At 65.7% G+C, this 17302-nt stretch carries 16 protein-coding genes; 3 read left to right on the top strand and 13 right to left on the bottom strand.

What is annotated here, in order from left to right; translation table 11 throughout:
- Positions 1-39: 39 nt before the first annotated feature.
- Both F3J19_RS01070 and F3J19_RS01065 read left to right on the top strand, forming a co-directional pair.
- Complete coding sequence (locus tag F3J19_RS01070; protein WP_167036341.1) at positions 40-990, top strand: glycosyltransferase family 2 protein; 951 nt, start codon at positions 40-42, stop codon at positions 988-990.
- Positions 983-1396 carry a GtrA family protein gene (locus F3J19_RS01065; RefSeq protein WP_345890990.1) on the top strand — a complete coding sequence of 138 codons (414 nt, stop codon included), beginning with the start codon at positions 983-985 and terminating at the stop codon, positions 1394-1396. The genes F3J19_RS01070 and F3J19_RS01065 overlap by 8 nt, the downstream gene beginning before the upstream one ends.
- 5 nt (positions 1397-1401) lie before the next feature.
- Here F3J19_RS01065 and F3J19_RS01060 read toward each other — a convergent pair whose 3' ends face one another.
- From F3J19_RS01060 to F3J19_RS01000, 13 genes are all read right to left on the bottom strand, one after another.
- Positions 1402-2541 (bottom strand): glycosyltransferase, encoded by a 1140-nt coding sequence (locus F3J19_RS01060; RefSeq protein WP_167036338.1) that lies wholly within the window; start codon positions 2539-2541, stop codon positions 1402-1404.
- Complete coding sequence (locus F3J19_RS01055; protein WP_345890992.1) at positions 2538-3758, bottom strand: glycosyltransferase; 1221 nt, start codon at positions 3756-3758, stop codon at positions 2538-2540. The genes F3J19_RS01060 and F3J19_RS01055 overlap by 4 nt, the downstream gene beginning before the upstream one ends.
- A gap of 61 nt (positions 3759-3819) precedes the next feature.
- Complete coding sequence (gene wecB / locus F3J19_RS01050) at positions 3820-4941, bottom strand: UDP-N-acetylglucosamine 2-epimerase (non-hydrolyzing) (RefSeq protein ID WP_167036335.1); 1122 nt, start codon at positions 4939-4941, stop codon at positions 3820-3822.
- Positions 4938-6515, bottom strand: coding sequence for a polysaccharide deacetylase (locus tag F3J19_RS01045; RefSeq protein ID WP_167036333.1), 1578 nt, complete (start codon positions 6513-6515; stop codon positions 4938-4940). Before F3J19_RS01045 ends, wecB begins: the two co-directional genes overlap by 4 nt.
- Entirely contained in the window at positions 6512-7894 is a 1383-nt protein-coding gene (locus tag F3J19_RS01040) for a phenylacetate--CoA ligase family protein (protein ID WP_167036331.1), read from the bottom strand. The genes F3J19_RS01045 and F3J19_RS01040 overlap by 4 nt, the downstream gene beginning before the upstream one ends.
- A 257-nt stretch (positions 7895-8151) precedes the next feature.
- Positions 8152-8928: an ABC transporter ATP-binding protein gene (locus F3J19_RS01035; protein WP_167036328.1), complete on the bottom strand. Its 777-nt coding sequence runs from the start codon at positions 8926-8928 to the stop codon at positions 8152-8154.
- 4 nt (positions 8929-8932) lie between these two features.
- The gene (locus F3J19_RS01030; protein WP_167036325.1) at positions 8933-9751 is read right to left on the bottom strand and encodes an ABC transporter permease; all 819 of its coding nucleotides are present in this window, start codon (positions 9749-9751) and stop codon (positions 8933-8935) included.
- 1 nt (position 9752) lies between these two features.
- The gene (locus F3J19_RS01025) at positions 9753-11168 is read right to left on the bottom strand and encodes a mannose-1-phosphate guanylyltransferase/mannose-6-phosphate isomerase (protein WP_167036322.1); all 1416 of its coding nucleotides are present in this window, start codon (positions 11166-11168) and stop codon (positions 9753-9755) included.
- 332 nt (positions 11169-11500) lie between these two features.
- Positions 11501-12427, bottom strand: a complete 927-nt coding sequence (rfbD, locus tag F3J19_RS01020) for a dTDP-4-dehydrorhamnose reductase (protein ID WP_167036319.1) — start codon at positions 12425-12427, stop codon at positions 11501-11503.
- Between the two features lie 11 nt (positions 12428-12438).
- Positions 12439-12990 (bottom strand): dTDP-4-dehydrorhamnose 3,5-epimerase, encoded by a 552-nt coding sequence (rfbC, locus tag F3J19_RS01015; RefSeq protein WP_167036316.1) that lies wholly within the window; start codon positions 12988-12990, stop codon positions 12439-12441.
- Positions 12975-13868, bottom strand: coding sequence for a glucose-1-phosphate thymidylyltransferase RfbA (gene rfbA, locus F3J19_RS01010; RefSeq protein WP_167036925.1), 894 nt, complete (start codon positions 13866-13868; stop codon positions 12975-12977). Before rfbA ends, rfbC begins: the two co-directional genes overlap by 16 nt.
- A 20-nt stretch (positions 13869-13888) precedes the next feature.
- Entirely contained in the window at positions 13889-14950 is a 1062-nt protein-coding gene (gene rfbB / locus F3J19_RS01005; RefSeq protein ID WP_167036313.1) for a dTDP-glucose 4,6-dehydratase, read from the bottom strand.
- A 319-nt stretch (positions 14951-15269) separates the two neighbouring features.
- Positions 15270-16181, bottom strand: coding sequence for a GDP-mannose 4,6-dehydratase (locus tag F3J19_RS01000; protein WP_167036310.1), 912 nt, complete (start codon positions 16179-16181; stop codon positions 15270-15272).
- A gap of 196 nt (positions 16182-16377) precedes the next feature.
- Between F3J19_RS01000 and F3J19_RS00995 the strand changes: the two genes are divergently transcribed.
- The gene (locus F3J19_RS00995) at positions 16378-17247 is read left to right on the top strand and encodes a symmetrical bis(5'-nucleosyl)-tetraphosphatase (protein WP_167036307.1); all 870 of its coding nucleotides are present in this window, start codon (positions 16378-16380) and stop codon (positions 17245-17247) included.
- Positions 17248-17302: the final 55 nt, after the last annotated feature.

The raw sequence follows: 17302 nt of genomic DNA, 5'->3' as shown, positions 1-17302 counted from the left end.
TGCATGCGACGAGACGCTACCGCAAAAGACCTCAAGAATATGGTTGACACCCCTGCTGTTCGAATTGCCGTCGTCATTCCCTGCTACAACGAGGCGGCTGCAATCGGCACCGTCGTCGGCGACTTCCGCAAAAGCCTGCCCGACGCCGACATTGTCGTATTCGACAATAACTCGAAGGACAACACGGCCGACGTCGCCCGCGCGGCGGGCGCCCAGGTCATTTCCGTGCCGCTGCAAGGCAAGGGCAACGTCGTGCGCCGCATGTTCGCGGACGTGGACGCGGACGTCTTCGTGATGGTCGACGGCGACGCGACCTACGACGCGGCCGCCGCTCCGGCCCTCGTCGATCTGCTGATCGAAAACAAGCTCGACATGGTCGTCGGCTCGCGTCTGAGCGACGAGCAAACCGCGTACCGGCTCGGCCACCGCTTCGGCAACGTGCTGCTCACGCAATGCGCGGCGACGATTTTCGGCAAGACCTTCAAGGACATGCTGTCGGGCTATCGCGTGTTTTCGCGCCGCTATGCGAAGACCTTCCCGGCCCACTCGAAGGGCTTCGAGATCGAAACTGAACTCGCGGTCCACGCGCTCGGCATGCGCATGCCCGTAGCGGAAGTCGAAACGCGCTATTCGTCGCGCCCCGAAGGCTCGGAAAGCAAGCTCAACACTTACCGCGACGGCTTCAGGATTCTGATGATGATCCTGAAGCTCTTCAAGTCGGAGCGGCCGTTCGCGTTTTTCACGACGGGCTTCGCGATCTGCACGCTGCTGTCGATCGTGCTGGCGATCCCTGTCCTCACGACTTATGTCGAAACCGGCCTCGTGCCGCGCATCCCGACGTTCATTCTCAGCACGGTGCTGATGCTGCTCGGTGCGATCCTGCTGATTTGCGGCATCGTTCTCGACACAGTCACGCGCGGCCGGAACGAACTGAAGCGCATCGCCTATCTCGCGATCCCCGCCCTGAAGTCGCGGAGCCAAGGTGGCTAAGCTGCACCGCGAATTCATCTGGTTCGCGGTTGCCGGCGCGGTCGGCTTTGCCGTCGATGCCGGCGTGCTCTATGCCGCCCTGGCCGTCGGTTGCGGTCCCTATGCGGGGCGCGCGATTTCGTTCCTGTGCGCCGCCTTCGTCACCTGGCAGATCAATCGGCGCATCACGTTCACCGCGGCGGCGGGCACGTCGCTGTGGCGCGAATGGTGTCAGTATCTGGCCGCGATGTCGCTCGGCGGCGCATGCAATTACGGCGCTTACGTGCTCGCGTTGCATCTGCTGCCGCACGGTCCGGCGAGCCCCTTGCTGGCGGTCGCGGCCGGCTCTGTCGCCGGCATGTTCGTGAACTTCGCGACGGCCAAGCTGTGGGTCTTCAGAACCGCGCCGCAAAAGGGCACGAAGTAGGCGGCTCAAACACCGCCGCGCATCACGTCCTCATACAGCGCCCGATACGCACTCCCCAACGCCGGCCCGGAAAAGAGCCGCTCATACCGCTCCCGCGCCGCCGCGCCCATCGTGCGCGCCAACGCTTCGTCGAGCGCGAAGCGGTTGATCGCGGCAGCCAGCCGCGCGGGCGACTCGGGCGGCACGACGAACCCCGTCACCCCATCCTCGTTCACAAACGAAGTCCCCGATCCGACCTCGCAGCACACCATCGGCTTGCCGAACATCGCGGCCTCGACGAGCACCATGCCGAACGCTTCCGAGCGCAGATGCGACGGCAGCACCATCGCGCGGCAGCCCTTGAGCAGCGCGACCTTTTCCTCATGCGTGATCTGCCCCGCGAACACGACGTTGCGCGCGCCGTGCTGCCGCGCGAGAGCCTCAAGACGCTCGCGCTCCGGGCCCGAGCCGGCGATCACGAGCTTCGCGCCGATACCCGGCGCGGCCTCGACGAGCGTATGCAGCCCCTTGTAGTAGCGCAGCACGCCGAGCGCGAGAAAATACGGCTCACCATCCGCGAGACCGAGCCGGCTTTCGACGTCGCGCTGCACGCGATCGGGCAGCGTCTCGTCGCGGTAATCGATGATGCCGAGCGGAATCGTCTTCAGACGCGCCTTCGACACGCACGCGGCCAGCGTCTCGCTGGTTTGCGCATAGGCCGGCGACGTCGCGACCACGGCCGACATGCTGCGCAGCGTGCGTCGCATCAGCGGCCCGTAGATCGCGCCGAGCGCTTTCTGCCGCACGATGTCGGAGTGATAGGTCATCACGGTCGGCTTGCGCGTGCGGCCGAGCAGATGCAGCACGTCCGCGAACGGCCACGGAAAATGAAAATGCACGACGTCGGCCCACGCGGCCATCTCGCGATACTTCATCACCGCGCACGGTCCGCCGAGATCGCACGACGCCGGCGCAGCCCACGACTTCTCGCGAATCACCTGCCCTTCCGGATAGTCGACGATGTCCGGCACCGGGTTCGGCGACAAGGTCAGGATGCGCGCTTCGACGCCGCGCTCGCGCGTCGACAGCGCGATCTGGCGGATCGCTTCCTGCAGGCCACCCGGCGGGTCCGGGAAATACGTGCGGTAGACATGAACGACCCTCACGCGCGCACCTCCGCGCGAGGTTCCCGCGCGCCGCCGCCAGCCGGCTCGCCGGCGAACGTGATCGCCAGCATCTTGTCGAGCCGCGTCTCCCAGGTGTTCTCGCCGACCGCCGCGCGCGCTTCGTCGGCGCTCAGCTTGCCGCGCGCGAGCTGCGTTTCGATTGCCGCGATAAACGCGTGCGCGTCGCCGCCCACTTCGAGACCGGCGCGCGGCTCCTTCGCGAAATCGAGCGGCGTCGACACGACCGGCAGACCCGCCGCGAGATATTCGTAGAACTTCATCGGAAACATCGAGCGCGTGTATTCGTTGAGCAGCGTCGGCAGCACGCCCACCCGCATGCCGCGCAGATACTGCGGCAGCACGCCGTACGGGCGATAGCCGAGCAGGTGCACGTTCGGCAGGCGCGCGAGCTGCGCGAGCAGTTCGCTGCGCTGCCCTTCGCGTTCCTCGCCGATGATGACCCACTGCCATTGCGGCCGCGCCTGCGCCGTTTGCAGGAGCAGCGGAAAGTCGACCTTGAAGTCCGACAGCACGCCGTGATAGACGAGCCGCGGCTCGGCGATCGCGGCCAGTTCGGCAGGTAATTCAGCGGACAGCGGAGCGTCGTCGAGCGCCGTGCCGAAGTGCGTATCGTCGACGACGTTGCCGAAGAAATGCGTGTTGCGGTTGAACGGCTCGCACACTTCCTTCAACGACATCGCGGTTGTGAACACCGCCTCGCAGCGCCCGAGCAGATCGTGCTGCGCGTTGCGGAACGCCTCGACGTCGACGCCGGGAATCGCCGCGATGTCGTCGACGCAGTGATACACCAGCGGCCCGCGCGGCAGCGTCGCGATCGCATCGAGCATGTACGGGTGGTAGGTCCAGACGACCGGCTTGTCATAGCGATGCGACTTCGCGAAACGGTTCACCGAAAAGCGCAGCAGCGCCTGGTTCAGCGAACGCACGAACGGCAGGTGATGACCGGCCGGCACCAGCAGCGGCGAGAGCACCCAGAGGTTGTCCGCGCGTTGTGGCGGCCCGAGCACGAGCGATTGCACGCCGCGCCACAGGCGTCGCCATAGCCGCGACCAGTCGCGTCCGCTGCCGACTTTCGGGGCCCGGAAACCGACGCTCTCCACGTACAGAATCCGCCAGCCGCGCGCGGCGAGAATGCTCGCCGTGTGCTGCTTGTTGGTCCAGTACGGTTCGTCCCAGTCCGCGGTCGAGAACAGCACGCAGTCGTGCGCGGCGAGCGCGCCGTTCTGGCCGTGCGTACCCTGCGTACCCCGTGTACCGTCAGCCAACGAACACCTCGACCGGCCTACCCTGCAGGCTCTCGACGATGCGCCGCGAAGCCAGCCCGTCGCCGTACGGATTCGCGCGATTGCGCAGCGCCGCGCGCCGCGCCGGGTCGTCGAGCCAGCCGATCACCGCGCTCTCGATGCTGGCCGCGCTCTGGCCCGCGAGCGTCGCAAAGCCGGCATCGACACCCTCGCGGCGCTCGGTGTGATTGCGCATCACGACCACCGGCACGCCGAAGGTCGGCGCTTCTTCCTGAATGCCGCCCGAGTCGCTGACCACGACCGCGCTGCCGCTGATCAGATAGAGGCTCGTCGGATAGTCGACCGGCTCGATCAGCGTGAGATTCGCGATGTCGTCGAGCTCGCGATGCACGGGGCCGCGCACAGCCGGGTTCAGATGTACCGGAAACACCCAGCGGTAATCGCGATAGCGTTGGCACAGATCGCGCAGCACGCGGCAGATGTCCTGCAGCACGTCGCCGAAATTCTCGCGCCGGTGGCACGTCACGAGCACATGCTGCTGCTGCGCGCCGTGCCATTCGGGCAGCGGGCTCGCGGGCGGCGCGACGTTCCAGCTCGCGCGCACTTCGGCGATCGCATCGACGACCGTGTTGCCGGTCACGACGATCTTCTGCGCCGCGATGCCTTCGGCCAGCAGGCTCTCCCGCGCGCGTTCGGTCGGCGCGAAATGCAGCGTCGCGATGCGGCCGAGCAGGCTGCGGTTCGCTTCCTCGGGAAACGGGCTCGCGAGATCGCCGGTGCGCAGCCCCGCTTCGACGTGGCCGACGCGAATGCCGCGATGAAACGCGGCGAAGCCCGCGCAAAACGCCGTCGTCGTATCGCCCTGCACGATCACCCAGTCGGGGCGCGTTTCGTCGAGCGCGCGATCGAGCGCCGCAATGAGCCGCGACGACAACGCGTTCAGCGATTGCCCCGGGCTCATCGTATCGAGCGTGATGTCCGGTTCGATGCCGAAGAATTCGAGCGCCTGCGCGGCCATGTCCTTATGCTGTCCGCTCGCGCAGACGATCGTTTCGAACTCGCCGCGCAACGCGCGCACGACCGGCGCGAGCTTGATGACCTCGGGCCGGGTGCCCATCACGACCATGACTTTCATTGCAATGCGTTCCCCGCCTTGACCTGCTGGTGAGTGCCCTTGAACTCGACGCCGAGCGTCAGGGGCAGCGTGTGCGTGGACGGCGTCACGACGCGAAACGCGCCGTCCTCTTCGATGATGTGCGTGAGCGACCTGAAGCGCAGGAAGTCGAGCGCGTCTTCCTCGTGCAGGAACAGCGGCCGCTGCGCCTTGCCGCGCATATAGGCGATGAACTGCTCGTGCGCGTCGATGCGCGCGGCCTCGTCGGACCAGCCGTAGGCGTAGCGCTCGGAGAACGGATGATCGAGGTAGCCGAACAGCGTGTGGGTGGCGTAGGCGATGTCGAAGGCCTGCTTGAAGATCGCGAGCGGATCGCCGTCCTTGCGCATGCAGTCGCCGTGCAGCATGCATTGCTGGCTATGGCCGACGAAACCCGCCGGCAAGCCGGCCAGCGCGCCGCCGCGCGCCGTCAGAAACTCGGGATCGTTGCGGATGATGCCGCCGACGCAGCCCGCGTAGCCCGCGTCGACGAGGCCGCGCATCGCATACGGCGGCGACTGGTGAAACGGCGACACCGCGTAGCGCACCGGCACGCCGGTCGCGCGTTCGAGCAGTTCGGCCGATTGCGCGCCTTCGGCGAGCGCGGTGTCGTAGCTGCCGCCCCAGTTCGGCGAGTGCGTCGCCGTATGCGACAGCACCGCGCCCTGCTGCCGGTCGGCGAGCAGTTCGCGCAGGATTTCGTGCTGACCGCCGCGTTGCAGGTTCTGCGTATGCACGGCGAGCGAGAACGGCACGCCGAGCCGCTGGTACGCCTGCCACAACGGACGCGCCGATTCGACGTCCTCGTCGCAATCGAGCCGCGACGTGATTGCCGCGTCATAGCCCCACGGCAGTTCGCTCAGCACCGGCTGACACGGCAGCGCATCGGCCCGGTAGCCCGACAGGAACTGCTCGACGAGGCGCCATTCGAACGAATCGCACGGGCCGGCCGGCCGGTTGAACCACAGCACGGCCGAGGCACCCGCCTCCCACAACGCCGCGTAGGCGAACTGCCGCTCGCCGTTCACGACGACCGACGCCAGCTCCGCTTCGGCCGGCACTTGAGGCGCTTCCGCGAGCGCCCAGATCGAGCCGTCGGCGCGAATCGCGCCGTAGCCGAGGTTGTTCCACTCGTCAGTGAAGTCGAAGCGTTCGAACGGGCGATGCCACTGCGCGCCGCCGAGTGTTTGTGCCAACGCGCCATAGCGCACCGCCGCCGCGCTTTCGCGCGACTCGCCCGCCGGCGCCGAGGCACTGCGGCTCGCCGCGCCGAGCCCGGACGGCAAAGCCGCGGGCCGATAGCGCAGATAGTCCGCGAGCGCGATCGGCATATGGCCGAACACGATCAGCTTGCGCGGCCGCGCATTCACATAAGCGATCAGGTCGGCGCTCCAGGCATCGGGCGCGTCGACGGCGACCACGACGTCGGGCGCGATCTCGTGCAGCACGTTGCGCGTGATCGCCTGCGCCTGGGTCGTGCTGACCGAGCGCCGCAGCGCCGCCAGCACATACTGGCCGGCCTCGGCGCGCGCCTCGGGACACGCGACGCCGATCATGCGCCCACCACGTGACGGAATTTGGCGCGGCTGCCCACGCGCACGAAGTCGTCGTGACCGACGTAGGCGATCGTGAACGCGTCCTGCCAGAAGTGGCGCAGCTTCGCGGTCGTTTCTTCCGCGTTCGCATGCGGTTCGAGCACGATGCGCAACGTGGGCGGCGTCGTGCGCAAGTCGATCTGGAATTCCTGAATCCCGCCGACGCGGTGATCGAGCATGTCCTGGATATGGTGCGTCGGATGCGCGACGCCGTTGATCGGCACGACGTCGTGAATCCGGCCGACCACGTCGGTCAGGAAGAAGCCCTTTTCCGTTTCCTGCACGCGCGCGAGGTCGCCGGTCGTGTAGCGGATCAGCGGCATCAGCCGGTTGCGAAAACCCGTGAACACGAGTTCGTGCGCGCCGTCGGGGTTATCGGGCGCGACGCGGCTTTCCGGCCAGCCTTCCGATTCGAGAATCTGGAAGCCGCCTTCATGACCGTCGAGTTCGTAGGCCATCACGCCGAGTTCGGCGAGACCGTAGCGGTCGATCACGCGGCAGCGCAGCGCCTTCGCGATCATCTCGCGCGCCTGCGGTTCGAGCAGCTCGCCGCTCGATTCGAACACCTGGAACGCCTTGCCGCCGCCGTACTTGCGCTGCACGTAGCAGGCGAGCGCGTACATCGTCGAGGGATGCGAGTGCGCGAGATACGGCCGGCGGCGCTTGAGCGTGCGCCACATTTCCTCGAGGCCCTGGTCGTCGATGCGGTCGAAGAAGATGTTGCTGCGATTCATCGCGAAGCATTTGAAGTCTTCGCGCGACGGCCACTCGGGCACGGCCTGATCGGGGAAACGGCATGCGAAGTGCAGCTCCGAGCGATGGCGCAGCTTGCCGATCCGCTCGCGGCAATAGTTCGTGACCGCCGACGAATAATCGGCGCCTTGCTGGTCGTAGTAGATCGTCGTCGAAAGCCCGGTCGAGCCGCCGGTCTTGCAGGCATGGTGCTGGCCCGCCACGAGCGGCCCCGACAGCAGACGCGGCCCCTGCTCGCGGATGATGTCCTTGGTCAGGTACGGCAGCTCTTCCAGATAGCGCGGGTCGTCCTTGACCCTGGCCGGCTCGAACTGCCTCGCAAGAAACAGATCGCGGTAGTAAGGCACCTTCGCGCCGGCGAATTCGAGCATGTTGGCGAGCCGTTCGAGCGCGATGCGGCGGCGATGCGGCATCGGCAGCGTGTAGTGCTCGCGCAGTTCGCGGATTTTCGGCCGCACGCTGCGTTTTTCGGCGCTCTCGGCAATCGGATAGGCGATATAGCCGCCCGCAAAACCCTTCAACGTGCGAAACGGCTGACGCACGAGCAGGGATTCGGAGTAGCGCAGGAATGGGTGATTAGCTCGCATGAAATTCGAACCTTGTTGCGCCTCGGGGACGAGCCCCGAGCGGTGTTACTGAACCGCGCGTCCGGATGATTGCGCCGCCGGGTCGCGGTGTCTCGCGGTGTCGTCACGCTCGACGGCGCGCCGTGCGCCATGCACGGTACCGCGCCACGCCGCGACAGGCCGGCCACACTACGCCAGGCATTACGCCGCGCCAATGCGGCTCACGTCGCGACGCCCGACGGTCATGCACGCGCGGCGCGACGGCCGCCCGCGCACGCTCAGTGCGGCAACTGCGCGGTGTGGCTGACGGGCGGCTCGTCGGTTTCTTCCGGCGGCAGCACGGCTTCGTCGGCGATCATCTTGCCGTGCTCCATCGAGATCTTGCGGTTGCACACGCGCGCGACGAGCTTCGGATCATGCGACGCCACCACCAGCAGCGCCGCCTTGCCGACGAGGCTTTCCAGCCGCTCGGCCGCCTTCACGCTGAATTCGGCGTCGCCGACGCTAAGCCATTCGTCCATGATGAGGATGTCGGCTTCGACGCTCGTCGAGATCGCGAACGCGAGGCGCAGCATCATCCCGCTCGAATAGGTGCGCACCGGCAGATTCAGGTAGTCGCCGAGTTCGCTGAAGTCGGCGATCTCGTCGATCTTGCTGCGGATGCGCGCGGGCTTCAGCCCGTCGAGAATGCCGCGCAGATAGATGTTTTCGAAGCCGGTCGCGTCGGGGTCGAGGCCCATCGACACGTCGAGCAGCGAGGCGATCTTGCCCTGCACCTTCAGCTCGCCGCGCACCGGCGCATAGACACCCGACAGCGTGCGCAGCAGCGTCGTCTTGCCCGAGCCGTTATGGCCGATCAGGCCGATGCGCTCGCCTTCGCCGAACGTGAAGCTGAGGTCGTCGATCGCGCGGACGATCGCATGGCGACCCGCGTCCTGGCCGATCCGGCCGCCCGTCGTCAGATTGAGCACCGCCTTTTTCAGCGAACGATGCGAGTTCTCGTAAATCGGAAATTCGACGGAGATGTTACGAGCGACAATCGATGAGGAACTCACAATATCAAAGCCAGTAAGGAACGCGATTACGGAAACGCTTCATCAGGATCTGCGCGAACGCAAAGCCGACGATCAGGAGACCGATCGACCAGGCCCACGACTCCCAATGGGTCGGGCGGCCGGTGAGCGGCGCGCGCACGGTTTCGATCAGGTGATAGAGCGGGTTGTATTCGGCGACCCACGCGCGGTCCTTGAGAATTTCCGGCGACCACATGACGGGCGTGAAGAAGAACACGACCTGGATCAGGTTCGTGACGATCGGCGGAATGTCGCGAAAGCGCGCGCACAGCACGCCGAGCGTGACGCCGAGCCACACGCCGTGCAGCAGCAGGATCACGAGCGCGAACGGCACCAGCGCGATTTCCCAGCCCGGCCAGTGGCCGAACACAATCAGCAGCACGACCACCACCGGCAGGCTATGCAGCAGGATCACGAAGTTGCGCCACGCGATGCGGCACACATGCACGGTGAGCGGCAGCCTGATCTGCTTGATCAGATAGGCGGAGCCGATGAAGGCGAGGCAGCCCTCGTTGGCGACCGACGCCAGGTACGCCCACACGACGAGCCCGACCGCGAGATACGGCAGGTAGTTCGCGATTTCCTGGTGCAGCAGCGTCGAGTACAGCGCGCCGAGCACGACCACCATGATGATCGTGCTGAGCGTGAACCAGAACGGCCCGAGCACCGAGCGGCGATAACGCTGGCGGATGTCGTGCCAGCCGAGCGTGCCCCACACGCGCAGCGCCTTCATGCCGATAAACAGATCGTCGCGCTCGTTGTGGCGCGTCAGGTCTTCGGAGTCGTTGGTAAAACTGATATCCATCTCAAGTACGTCCGTAAATGTCCTCGAAGCGGACGATATCGTCTTCGCCGAGATATTCGCCGCTTTGCACTTCGATCATCACGAGCTCGACGACGCCCGGATTTTCGAGGCGGTGCTTGTGACCGGCCGGGATGTAGGTCGACTCGTTGGTCGACACGAAAAATTCCTGCTCGCCGTTGACGACCTTCGCCATGCCGCTCACCACGACCCAATGCTCGTTGCGGTGATGATGCATCTGCAGGCTCAGGCTCGCGCCCGGCTTCACCTCGATGCGCTTGATCTTGAAGCGCGGCCCCTCTTCGAGCACCGAGTACGTGCCCCACGGCCGATGCACGGTGCGATGCACCTTGTACGTCTCGTGGCCGCGCAACTTCAGTTCCGCGAAAATCTGCTTCACGTCCTGCGCGCGCGCCTTGTTCGCGACGAGCAGCGCGTCGGGCGTGTCGATCACGATCAGATTGTCGATGCCGACCGCGCCGATCAGACGGCCGCCGCTGCGCAGATACGAGTTCTTCACGTCGACGAGCAGCGCCTCGCCTTCGACGCGGTTGCCGCTCGCGTCGGCCGGCGACAGGTCGGACAGCGCGGTCCACGAACCGACGTCGGTCCAGCCGATGTCGCAACGCACGACCGCCGCGTGCGCACACTTCTCCATCACCGCGTAGTCGATCGACAACTCCGGCACCGCGCCGAAACTGCCCGGTTCGAGCCGCACCTGCGCGCCGGTCGCGCCCTCGGCCGAGGGCGACTTCTCCATGCACGCGGCCGCGGCATCGAGAATGTCCGGACAATGCTCGCGCATTTCCTTCAGGATCGTGCCCGCGGTGAAGCAGAACATGCCCGAGTTCCACACGAACTTGCCCGAGGCGAGATATTCGCGGGCCTTGTCGAGCGACGGCTTCTCGACGAAGCGCACGACCCGCTCGCCATCGGCTTCGATATAGCCGTAGCCGGTTTCGGGCGTCTCCGGATGCATGCCGAAGGTCACGACCTTGCCGGCCTGCGCGAGCGTGCGCGCCCGCTCGACCGCCGCCGCAAACGCGGCCTGATCGGCGATCAGATGATCGGCGGCGAGTATCAGCATCACCGTGTCTTCGCCGTGCGCCTTCGCGGTATGCAAAGCCGCCGTGGCGACCGCCGCGGCCGTATTGCGGCCGAACGGTTCGAGAATGAACGAGGTCGCCACGCCCTTCTCGTTGACCTCGCGGAAATCGTCTTCGGTCTTGAAGAACAGCTCGCGGTTCGTCACCGTCAGCACTTCCTGCACGCCGGGCAGCGCCACCGCGCGCAGAAAGGCTTTCTGCAGCAGGCTTTCGCCGTCCGCGAGACGGATGAACGGCTTCGGATGCAATTCGCGGGACACCGGCCAAAGCCGCGATCCCGCTCCGCCGCACAGAATGATCGGTAACAAACTCACAGCTTCCTCTCGATTTCGTACTTATTACGTGACCGCGCGACGGCGGCGCACTGAGGCGAATTCATCGGCACGATCCATTCGGCACGTCCAGCACGAATTGCGCCACCCTGCGTGCGCTTTGCCCGCGCGGCGCCGCTATCATGCGCCGCACCGGAGAAGCGCCCGGTGGCACGTTCGTATCGCGACATTCTACCGCCGCCCCCTTTCACCACTGTCAGGCTTCGTTAGTTCGGGGAAGCCGTGCGCGGACGGGCAGCGCGCTGCGTCTCCCGATGCGTCCGTGTACCGTCTGGGCGCCATGAGAGCACGCGCGGGCTGCCGCAAAAACAGCCTCAGGAACAGGCCGCGGGCGACTTCGGAAAACCGTCCGTCAGACACAGGCGCAACGCGTCGCGCCAATGCGGCGCGGCAAGCCCGAACACGCGCGCCAGCTTCTCGTTCGACATTATGGAATTGGCTGGACGCTGCGCCGGCGTGGGGTAATCCGCGGCGGGAATCGGCAGGGTGTTCGGCCGGTTCGGCAGGCCTGCGAGCTCGAAGATCGCCGACGCGAAGCCGTGCCACGAAGTCGAATCGCCCGCGCACAGGTGATAGATGCCCGAGCGCTCGTGCCACCATGTCGCGCCGTGTTCGGCGGCGAAGGCCTGCGCGCACAGATGCGCGGTCAGCGTCGCGATCGTGTTGCACCAAGTGGGCGCGCCGAACTGGTCGGCGACGACCTTCAGTTCGGGACGCTCGGCGCCGAGCCGCAGCATCGTCAGCAGAAAGTTCTTGCCGCGCGTGCCGTACACCCAGCTCGTGCGCAGCACGAGGTGATCGACGCCCGTCGCCGCGATCGCCTGCTCGCCCGCGAGCTTGGTGCGGCCGTAGGCGTTCTGCGGATCGGTCGGATCGTCCTCGACGTAGGCGCCTTGCTTCGTGCCGTTGAACACGTAGTCGGTCGAATAGTGGATCAGCGCCGCGCCGAGCTTTTTCGCTTCCTCGGCAAGCACGCCCGGCGCCTCGCCGTTGATGCGCATCGCGAGATCGGCTTCCTGCTCCGCCTTGTCGACCGCCGTATAGGCCGCCGGGTTGACGATCAGCGCGGGACGTACCTCGCGCACCACCGCGCGGATCTGATCGAGGTTCGACAGATCGAGCCGCGAGCGGTCGACTGCCACCACGTTGCCGAGGCCCTGCAGCGTGCGCGCGAGTTCGTAGCCGACCTGGCCGTTCACGCCCGTGACGAGAATCGTGCGCTTCGCATCCTGTGCGCTCATGCGGCTGTCCCTTATGCGTAAACTTCGGCCTCGGCGAGGCGCTTGCCTGCCGCGTCCTTCGCCGCGAGCAGCGGTTCGACGCCGATCGGCCATTCGATGCCGATCGCCGGATCGTTCCACACGATGCTGCGCTCGTGCTCGGGGAACCAGTAGTCGGTGGTCTTGTAGAGGAACTGCGCGGACTCCGACAGCACGACGAAGCCGTGCGCGAAACCAGGCGGCACCCACAGTTGCCGGTGATTCTCGACCGACAGCGTCACGCCGACCCACTTGCCGAAATTCGGCGAGCTCTTGCGGATGTCGACGGCCACGTCGAACACCTCGCCTTCGACGACGCGCACGAGCTTGCCCTGCGCATGCTGGATCTGATAATGCAGACCGCGCAGCACGCCCCTGGCCGAGCGCGAGTGGTTGTCCTGCACGAACTCGACGCCCGCCTCGACCTTCTCGGCAAATTCGAGCGCATTGAAGCTCTCGAAGAAAAAACCACGCGCATCGCCGAACACCTTCGGCTCGATGATCTTGACTTCGGGCAGTGCCGTAGCGGTTACCTGGATGGCCATGCGACGTGATCCGTAAGAATGTTTTGCAGGTACTTCCCGTAGGCGTTCTTCGCGAGCGGCCTGGCAAGCGCGAGCAGCTGTTCGCCGTCGATCCACTTGCGGCGGTACGCGATCTCTTCCGGACACGCGACCACGAGACCCTGGCGCTTTTGCAGCGTCGCGATGAAGGTCGCGGCCTCGATCAGCGAATCGTGCGTGCCGGTGTCAAGCCACGCATAGCCGCGGCCCATGATCTCGACGTTGAGCGCCGCGTTCGCGAGATAGCGCGAGTTGACGTCGGTGATTTCGAGTTCGCCGCGCGGCGACGGCTTGATGTCCGCGGCGATGTCGCAGACCTGTTTGTCGTAGAAGTAGAGGCCCGTGACCGCGTAGTGCGAGCGCGGCTTCGCGGGCTTCTCCTCGATCGACAGCGCACGGAACTGCTCGTCGAATTCGACCACGCCGTAGCGCTCCGGATCGTGCACGTGATACGCGAACACGGTCGCGCCGTCGGTCTGGTCGTTGGCGCGCTCGAGCTGCTTCGCAAGATCGTGGCCGTAGAAGATGTTGTCGCCGAGAATCAGCGCCGACGGATCGTTGCCGACGAACTCGCGGCCGATGATGAACGCCTGCGCGAGCCCGTCCGGCGACGGCTGCACCGCGTACTGGATGTTCATGCCCCACTGGCTGCCGTCGCCGAGCATCGCCTCGAAGCGCGGCGTGTCCTGCGGCGTGGAGATGATCAGCACGTCGCGAATGCCCGCCACCATCAGCGTGGAAAGCGGGTAGTAGATCATCGGCTTGTCGTAGACCGGCAGCAGCTGCTTCGAGACGACATGTGTGATCGGATACAGGCGGGTGCCCGAACCGCCCGCGAGAATGATGCCTTTGCGCGCCATGGCCGTGCCCTTATGTGCCGTCACGCGCGTTGCGCGTAGTTGGTTTCGACCCACTTCCGGTATTCACCCGAAGCGACTTCGTCGGACCATGCCTGATTGCCCAGATACCACTGGACCGTTTTGGCAAGACCCGTTTCGAACGTTTCCGCCGGCTTCCAGCCGAGTTCGCGTTCGAGCTTGCGGGCATCGATCGCGTAACGGCGGTCGTGGCCCGGACGGTCCTTCACATAGGTGATCTGGTCGCGATACGAGCCGGCCGCTTTCGGGCGCAGCGTGTCGAGCAGATCGCACAGCGTATGCACGACTTCGAGATTCTTTTTCTCGTTCCAGCCGCCGACGTTGTACGTTTCGCCGGGCGTGCCGCGCGCGAGCACTTCGCGGATCGCGCTGCAATGGTCGCCGACGTACAGCCAGTCGCGCACGTTCTGGCCGTCGCCGTACACCGGCAGCGGCTTGCCCGCGAGCGCGTTGGCGATCATCAGCGGGATCAGCTTTTCGGGGAACTGGTACGGGCCGTAGTTGTTCGAGCAGTTGGTGGTGAGCACCGGCAGGCCGTACGTGTGATGGTAGGCGCGCACGAGGTGATCGGAGCCGGCCTTGGTGGCCGAATAGGGGCTATTCGGCGCGTACGGCGTGGTTTCGGAGAATTGCGGGTCAGTGGCAGACAGCGAGCCGAACACTTCGTCGGTCGATACGTGCAGGAAGCGGAAGGCGGCACGCTCGGCCTCGCCCAGCGTGTTCCAGTAGCTGCGCGCGGCTTCGAGCAGCGTGAAGGTGCCAACCACGTTGGTCTGCACGAAATCGGCCGGGCCGTGAATCGAGCGGTCGACGTGGCTTTCGGCCGCGAAATGCAGCACGGCGCGCGGCTTGTGCTCGGCGAACAGCGCGTCGAGCGCGGCGCGCTCGCAGATGTCGACGCGCGCGAAAACGTGATTGGGATTGCCCTGTAGCGATTTGAGCGTGCCGAGATTGCCGGCGTAGGTGAGCTTGTCGACGTTGAGCACCGCTTCGTCCGACGCATCGAGCCAGTCGAGCACGAAATTGGCACCGATAAAGCCGGCGCCGCCCGTTACCAGGATCATGAAATTCCCTTCTAGATGTTAGTGACAGGCCATTGTGACTGTGCCGGCCCGTGCACCCCGCGTAGTGGTGGAGTCCGCTTCTGCCGCCGCCCGTCGCGCCTTTCCGTACAACCGATAGACACTCAGACGCCGATTTTATGAAGGCACAATTATAAAGCCGCCCGGTGCAAAAACTAGAACCCTAACAACTTGAAACAGCTTGACAAAATTGGTATCGGGCTAACCGGATTATTTTTTTGAGGGCGCCCGAGGGTGGTTGCCGAGGGTGGTTGCCGAGGGTGGCGGACGCGGGGGCGGCGGGAGGACGCAAACGAGCCAGTCAGGCTGCGAGCATCCAGCCCAGGGTCTCGATAAATGGGATGGACGCGATGGCCGGCACCAGCGCGCGCAGCCTGGCCGGCGATCCGACGAGCATCTTCACGTCGGTTTTCCGCACGAACGCGGGGTTGGCGCGGATTTCCAGCTCGTGCCCCGTCAGCTCGCTCGCCGCCGAGAGGATGTCGCGCAGCGTATAAGGCGTGCCCGTGCAGACGTTGACGGTTTCGGACACGGCCGGGGAATCGAGCAGTGCTTCGTACACGCTCGCCACGTAGCGCACGTCGGAAAAATCGCGCGCCACGTCGATATTGCCGAGTTCGATGGACGACTCGCGGCGCGCGAAGTGCTCGACGATCTTCGGCACGAGGAAGTTCGAGGCCTGCCCGCGGCCGGTGTAGTTGAACGGCCGCACCATCAGGATCGGCAGCCGGTCGAACCAGGTGCGCACCATCGTTTCCATCGCCGCCTTGCTGGCCGCGTAGTGATTGACGGGGTGCAACGGGAAGCTTTCGTCGATCGCGTCGCTGGTCACGTTGCCGTAGACGTGCGCGCTGCTCGCGATCAGCAGCTTGCGCGGCGTATGGCCGGCGTGCGCGCACGCTTCCAGCAGATTCAGCGTGCCCACCACGTTCACGCGATAGAAGTCCAGAGGATCGTCATGCCCGACGAAGCTGATCGCGGCCAGATGCACGATATAGTCGGGCCGCACGCGCTCGATCACGCGCTGGCACGCATCGGGCGAGGCGATGTCGAGCGGCAGCCGGGTCGGCGTTGCCGTCGCGCCGGGGTCGCCCACCGTCTCGATCACGGTGTGGCCACGGGCGCGCAGCTTCCTGACCAGATATCGGCCGGTGAAACCGCTCGCACCGGTCACGAGCGTGCGCACGGGCTGCGTCGACTGCGAAAACGGCATGCCTTCTTCTGCTCCTGTTCGTCGCGCCAATATCCCGCCGGGGTTGCGAACTCGCGCCGAGTGCGGGCCCTCGACGATACCGGCAATGACGATACCGGCAATTCAAACCGGATATTATGTCAGGCCGACATGTTGCACCGCCAAATGCAGCATGCATGTCTATTACCACAAATTTCGAACCGCGCCGATTCATCCGATGACCCCCTCCACCACTTCCGGCATCTCGCCTCCCCTGGTACCGCTCGCGTTCGGCGATCTGCAGGGCTGCCGCAAACCGTTCCAGCAACTGCTGGCCAAGGCCGCGCCGCCGGACGGCACGCCGCTCTGGTTCGCGGGCGATCTGATCAACCGTGGCGCCGAGTCGCTGGCCACGCTGCGCGACGTCATCGCGCTAGGCGATCGTGCGGTGCCGGTGCTAGGCAATCACGATCTGCATCTGTTGTCGGTGTCGGCGGGCATTCGCAAATCGAAAAAAGGCGACACGATAGACGACATCCTCGCCGCGCCCGATGCCGCCGATCTGCTCGACTGGATTCGCCACCGTCCGCTCGCGCACTTCGAAAACGGCATGCTGATGGTGCATGCCGGCGTGCTGCCGCAATGGGACGCGAGCATGACGATGGAGCTGGCCGACGAGTTGCAGCGCGCGCTGCGCGCGCCAAACTGGAAGGAAACGCTGGCGGGCCTGTACGGCAACGAGCCGAACCGCTGGAAGCCTGACCTGAAAGGCATCGACCGGCTGCGCGTGACCTGTAGCGCATTGACGCGCATCCGCTTCTGCACCGCGAACGGCACGATGGATTTCAGCAGCAGCGGCACCCTCGGTTCGGCGCCGGCCGGCTGCATTCCATGGTTCGAAGCGCCGTCGCGCAAGACCGAGGACGTGACCGTGGTGTTCGGCCATTGGGCCGCGCTCGGGTTGATCCTGCGCGACAACCTGATCGGCCTCGACTCGGGTTGCGTGTGGGGCGAGCAGTTGTCCGCCGTGCGGCTCGCGAGCAATCCCGCGGAACGCACGCTGACGCAGGTCGATTGCGAATCGTGCCGGGTGGCCGGCGGCAACTAGAGGCGCACTAGAGGCGCTGAAGTCCGCGCCCTACGCTCCCGCCCGATCAGCCCGA

The organism is Burkholderia sp. Ax-1724 (assembly GCF_011752995.1).
Taxonomy (GTDB): domain Bacteria; phylum Pseudomonadota; class Gammaproteobacteria; order Burkholderiales; family Burkholderiaceae; genus Paraburkholderia.
This window is presented reverse-complemented; position numbering and strand designations above follow the sequence as displayed.

Coding starts and splice junctions, on each gene's coding strand:
- F3J19_RS01070 (WP_167036341.1), top strand. CDS start 40: ATGGTTGACACCCCTGCTGTTCGAATTGCCGTCGTCATTCCCTGCTAC.
- wecB (WP_167036335.1), bottom strand. CDS start 4,941: ATGAAAGTCATGGTCGTGATGGGCACCCGGCCCGAGGTCATCAAGCTC.
- F3J19_RS01045 (WP_167036333.1), bottom strand. CDS start 6,515: ATGATCGGCGTCGCGTGTCCCGAGGCGCGCGCCGAGGCCGGCCAGTAT.
- F3J19_RS01040 (WP_167036331.1), bottom strand. CDS start 7,894: ATGCGAGCTAATCACCCATTCCTGCGCTACTCCGAATCCCTGCTCGTG.
- F3J19_RS01030 (WP_167036325.1), bottom strand. CDS start 9,751: ATGGATATCAGTTTTACCAACGACTCCGAAGACCTGACGCGCCACAAC.
- rfbD (WP_167036319.1), bottom strand. CDS start 12,427: ATGAGCGCACAGGATGCGAAGCGCACGATTCTCGTCACGGGCGTGAAC.
- rfbC (WP_167036316.1), bottom strand. CDS start 12,990: ATGGCCATCCAGGTAACCGCTACGGCACTGCCCGAAGTCAAGATCATC.
- rfbA (WP_167036925.1), bottom strand. CDS start 13,868: ATGGCGCGCAAAGGCATCATTCTCGCGGGCGGTTCGGGCACCCGCCTG.
- rfbB (WP_167036313.1), bottom strand. CDS start 14,950: ATGATCCTGGTAACGGGCGGCGCCGGCTTTATCGGTGCCAATTTCGTG.
- F3J19_RS01000 (WP_167036310.1), bottom strand. CDS start 16,181: ATGCCGTTTTCGCAGTCGACGCAGCCCGTGCGCACGCTCGTGACCGGT.
- F3J19_RS00995 (WP_167036307.1), top strand. CDS start 16,378: ATGACCCCCTCCACCACTTCCGGCATCTCGCCTCCCCTGGTACCGCTC.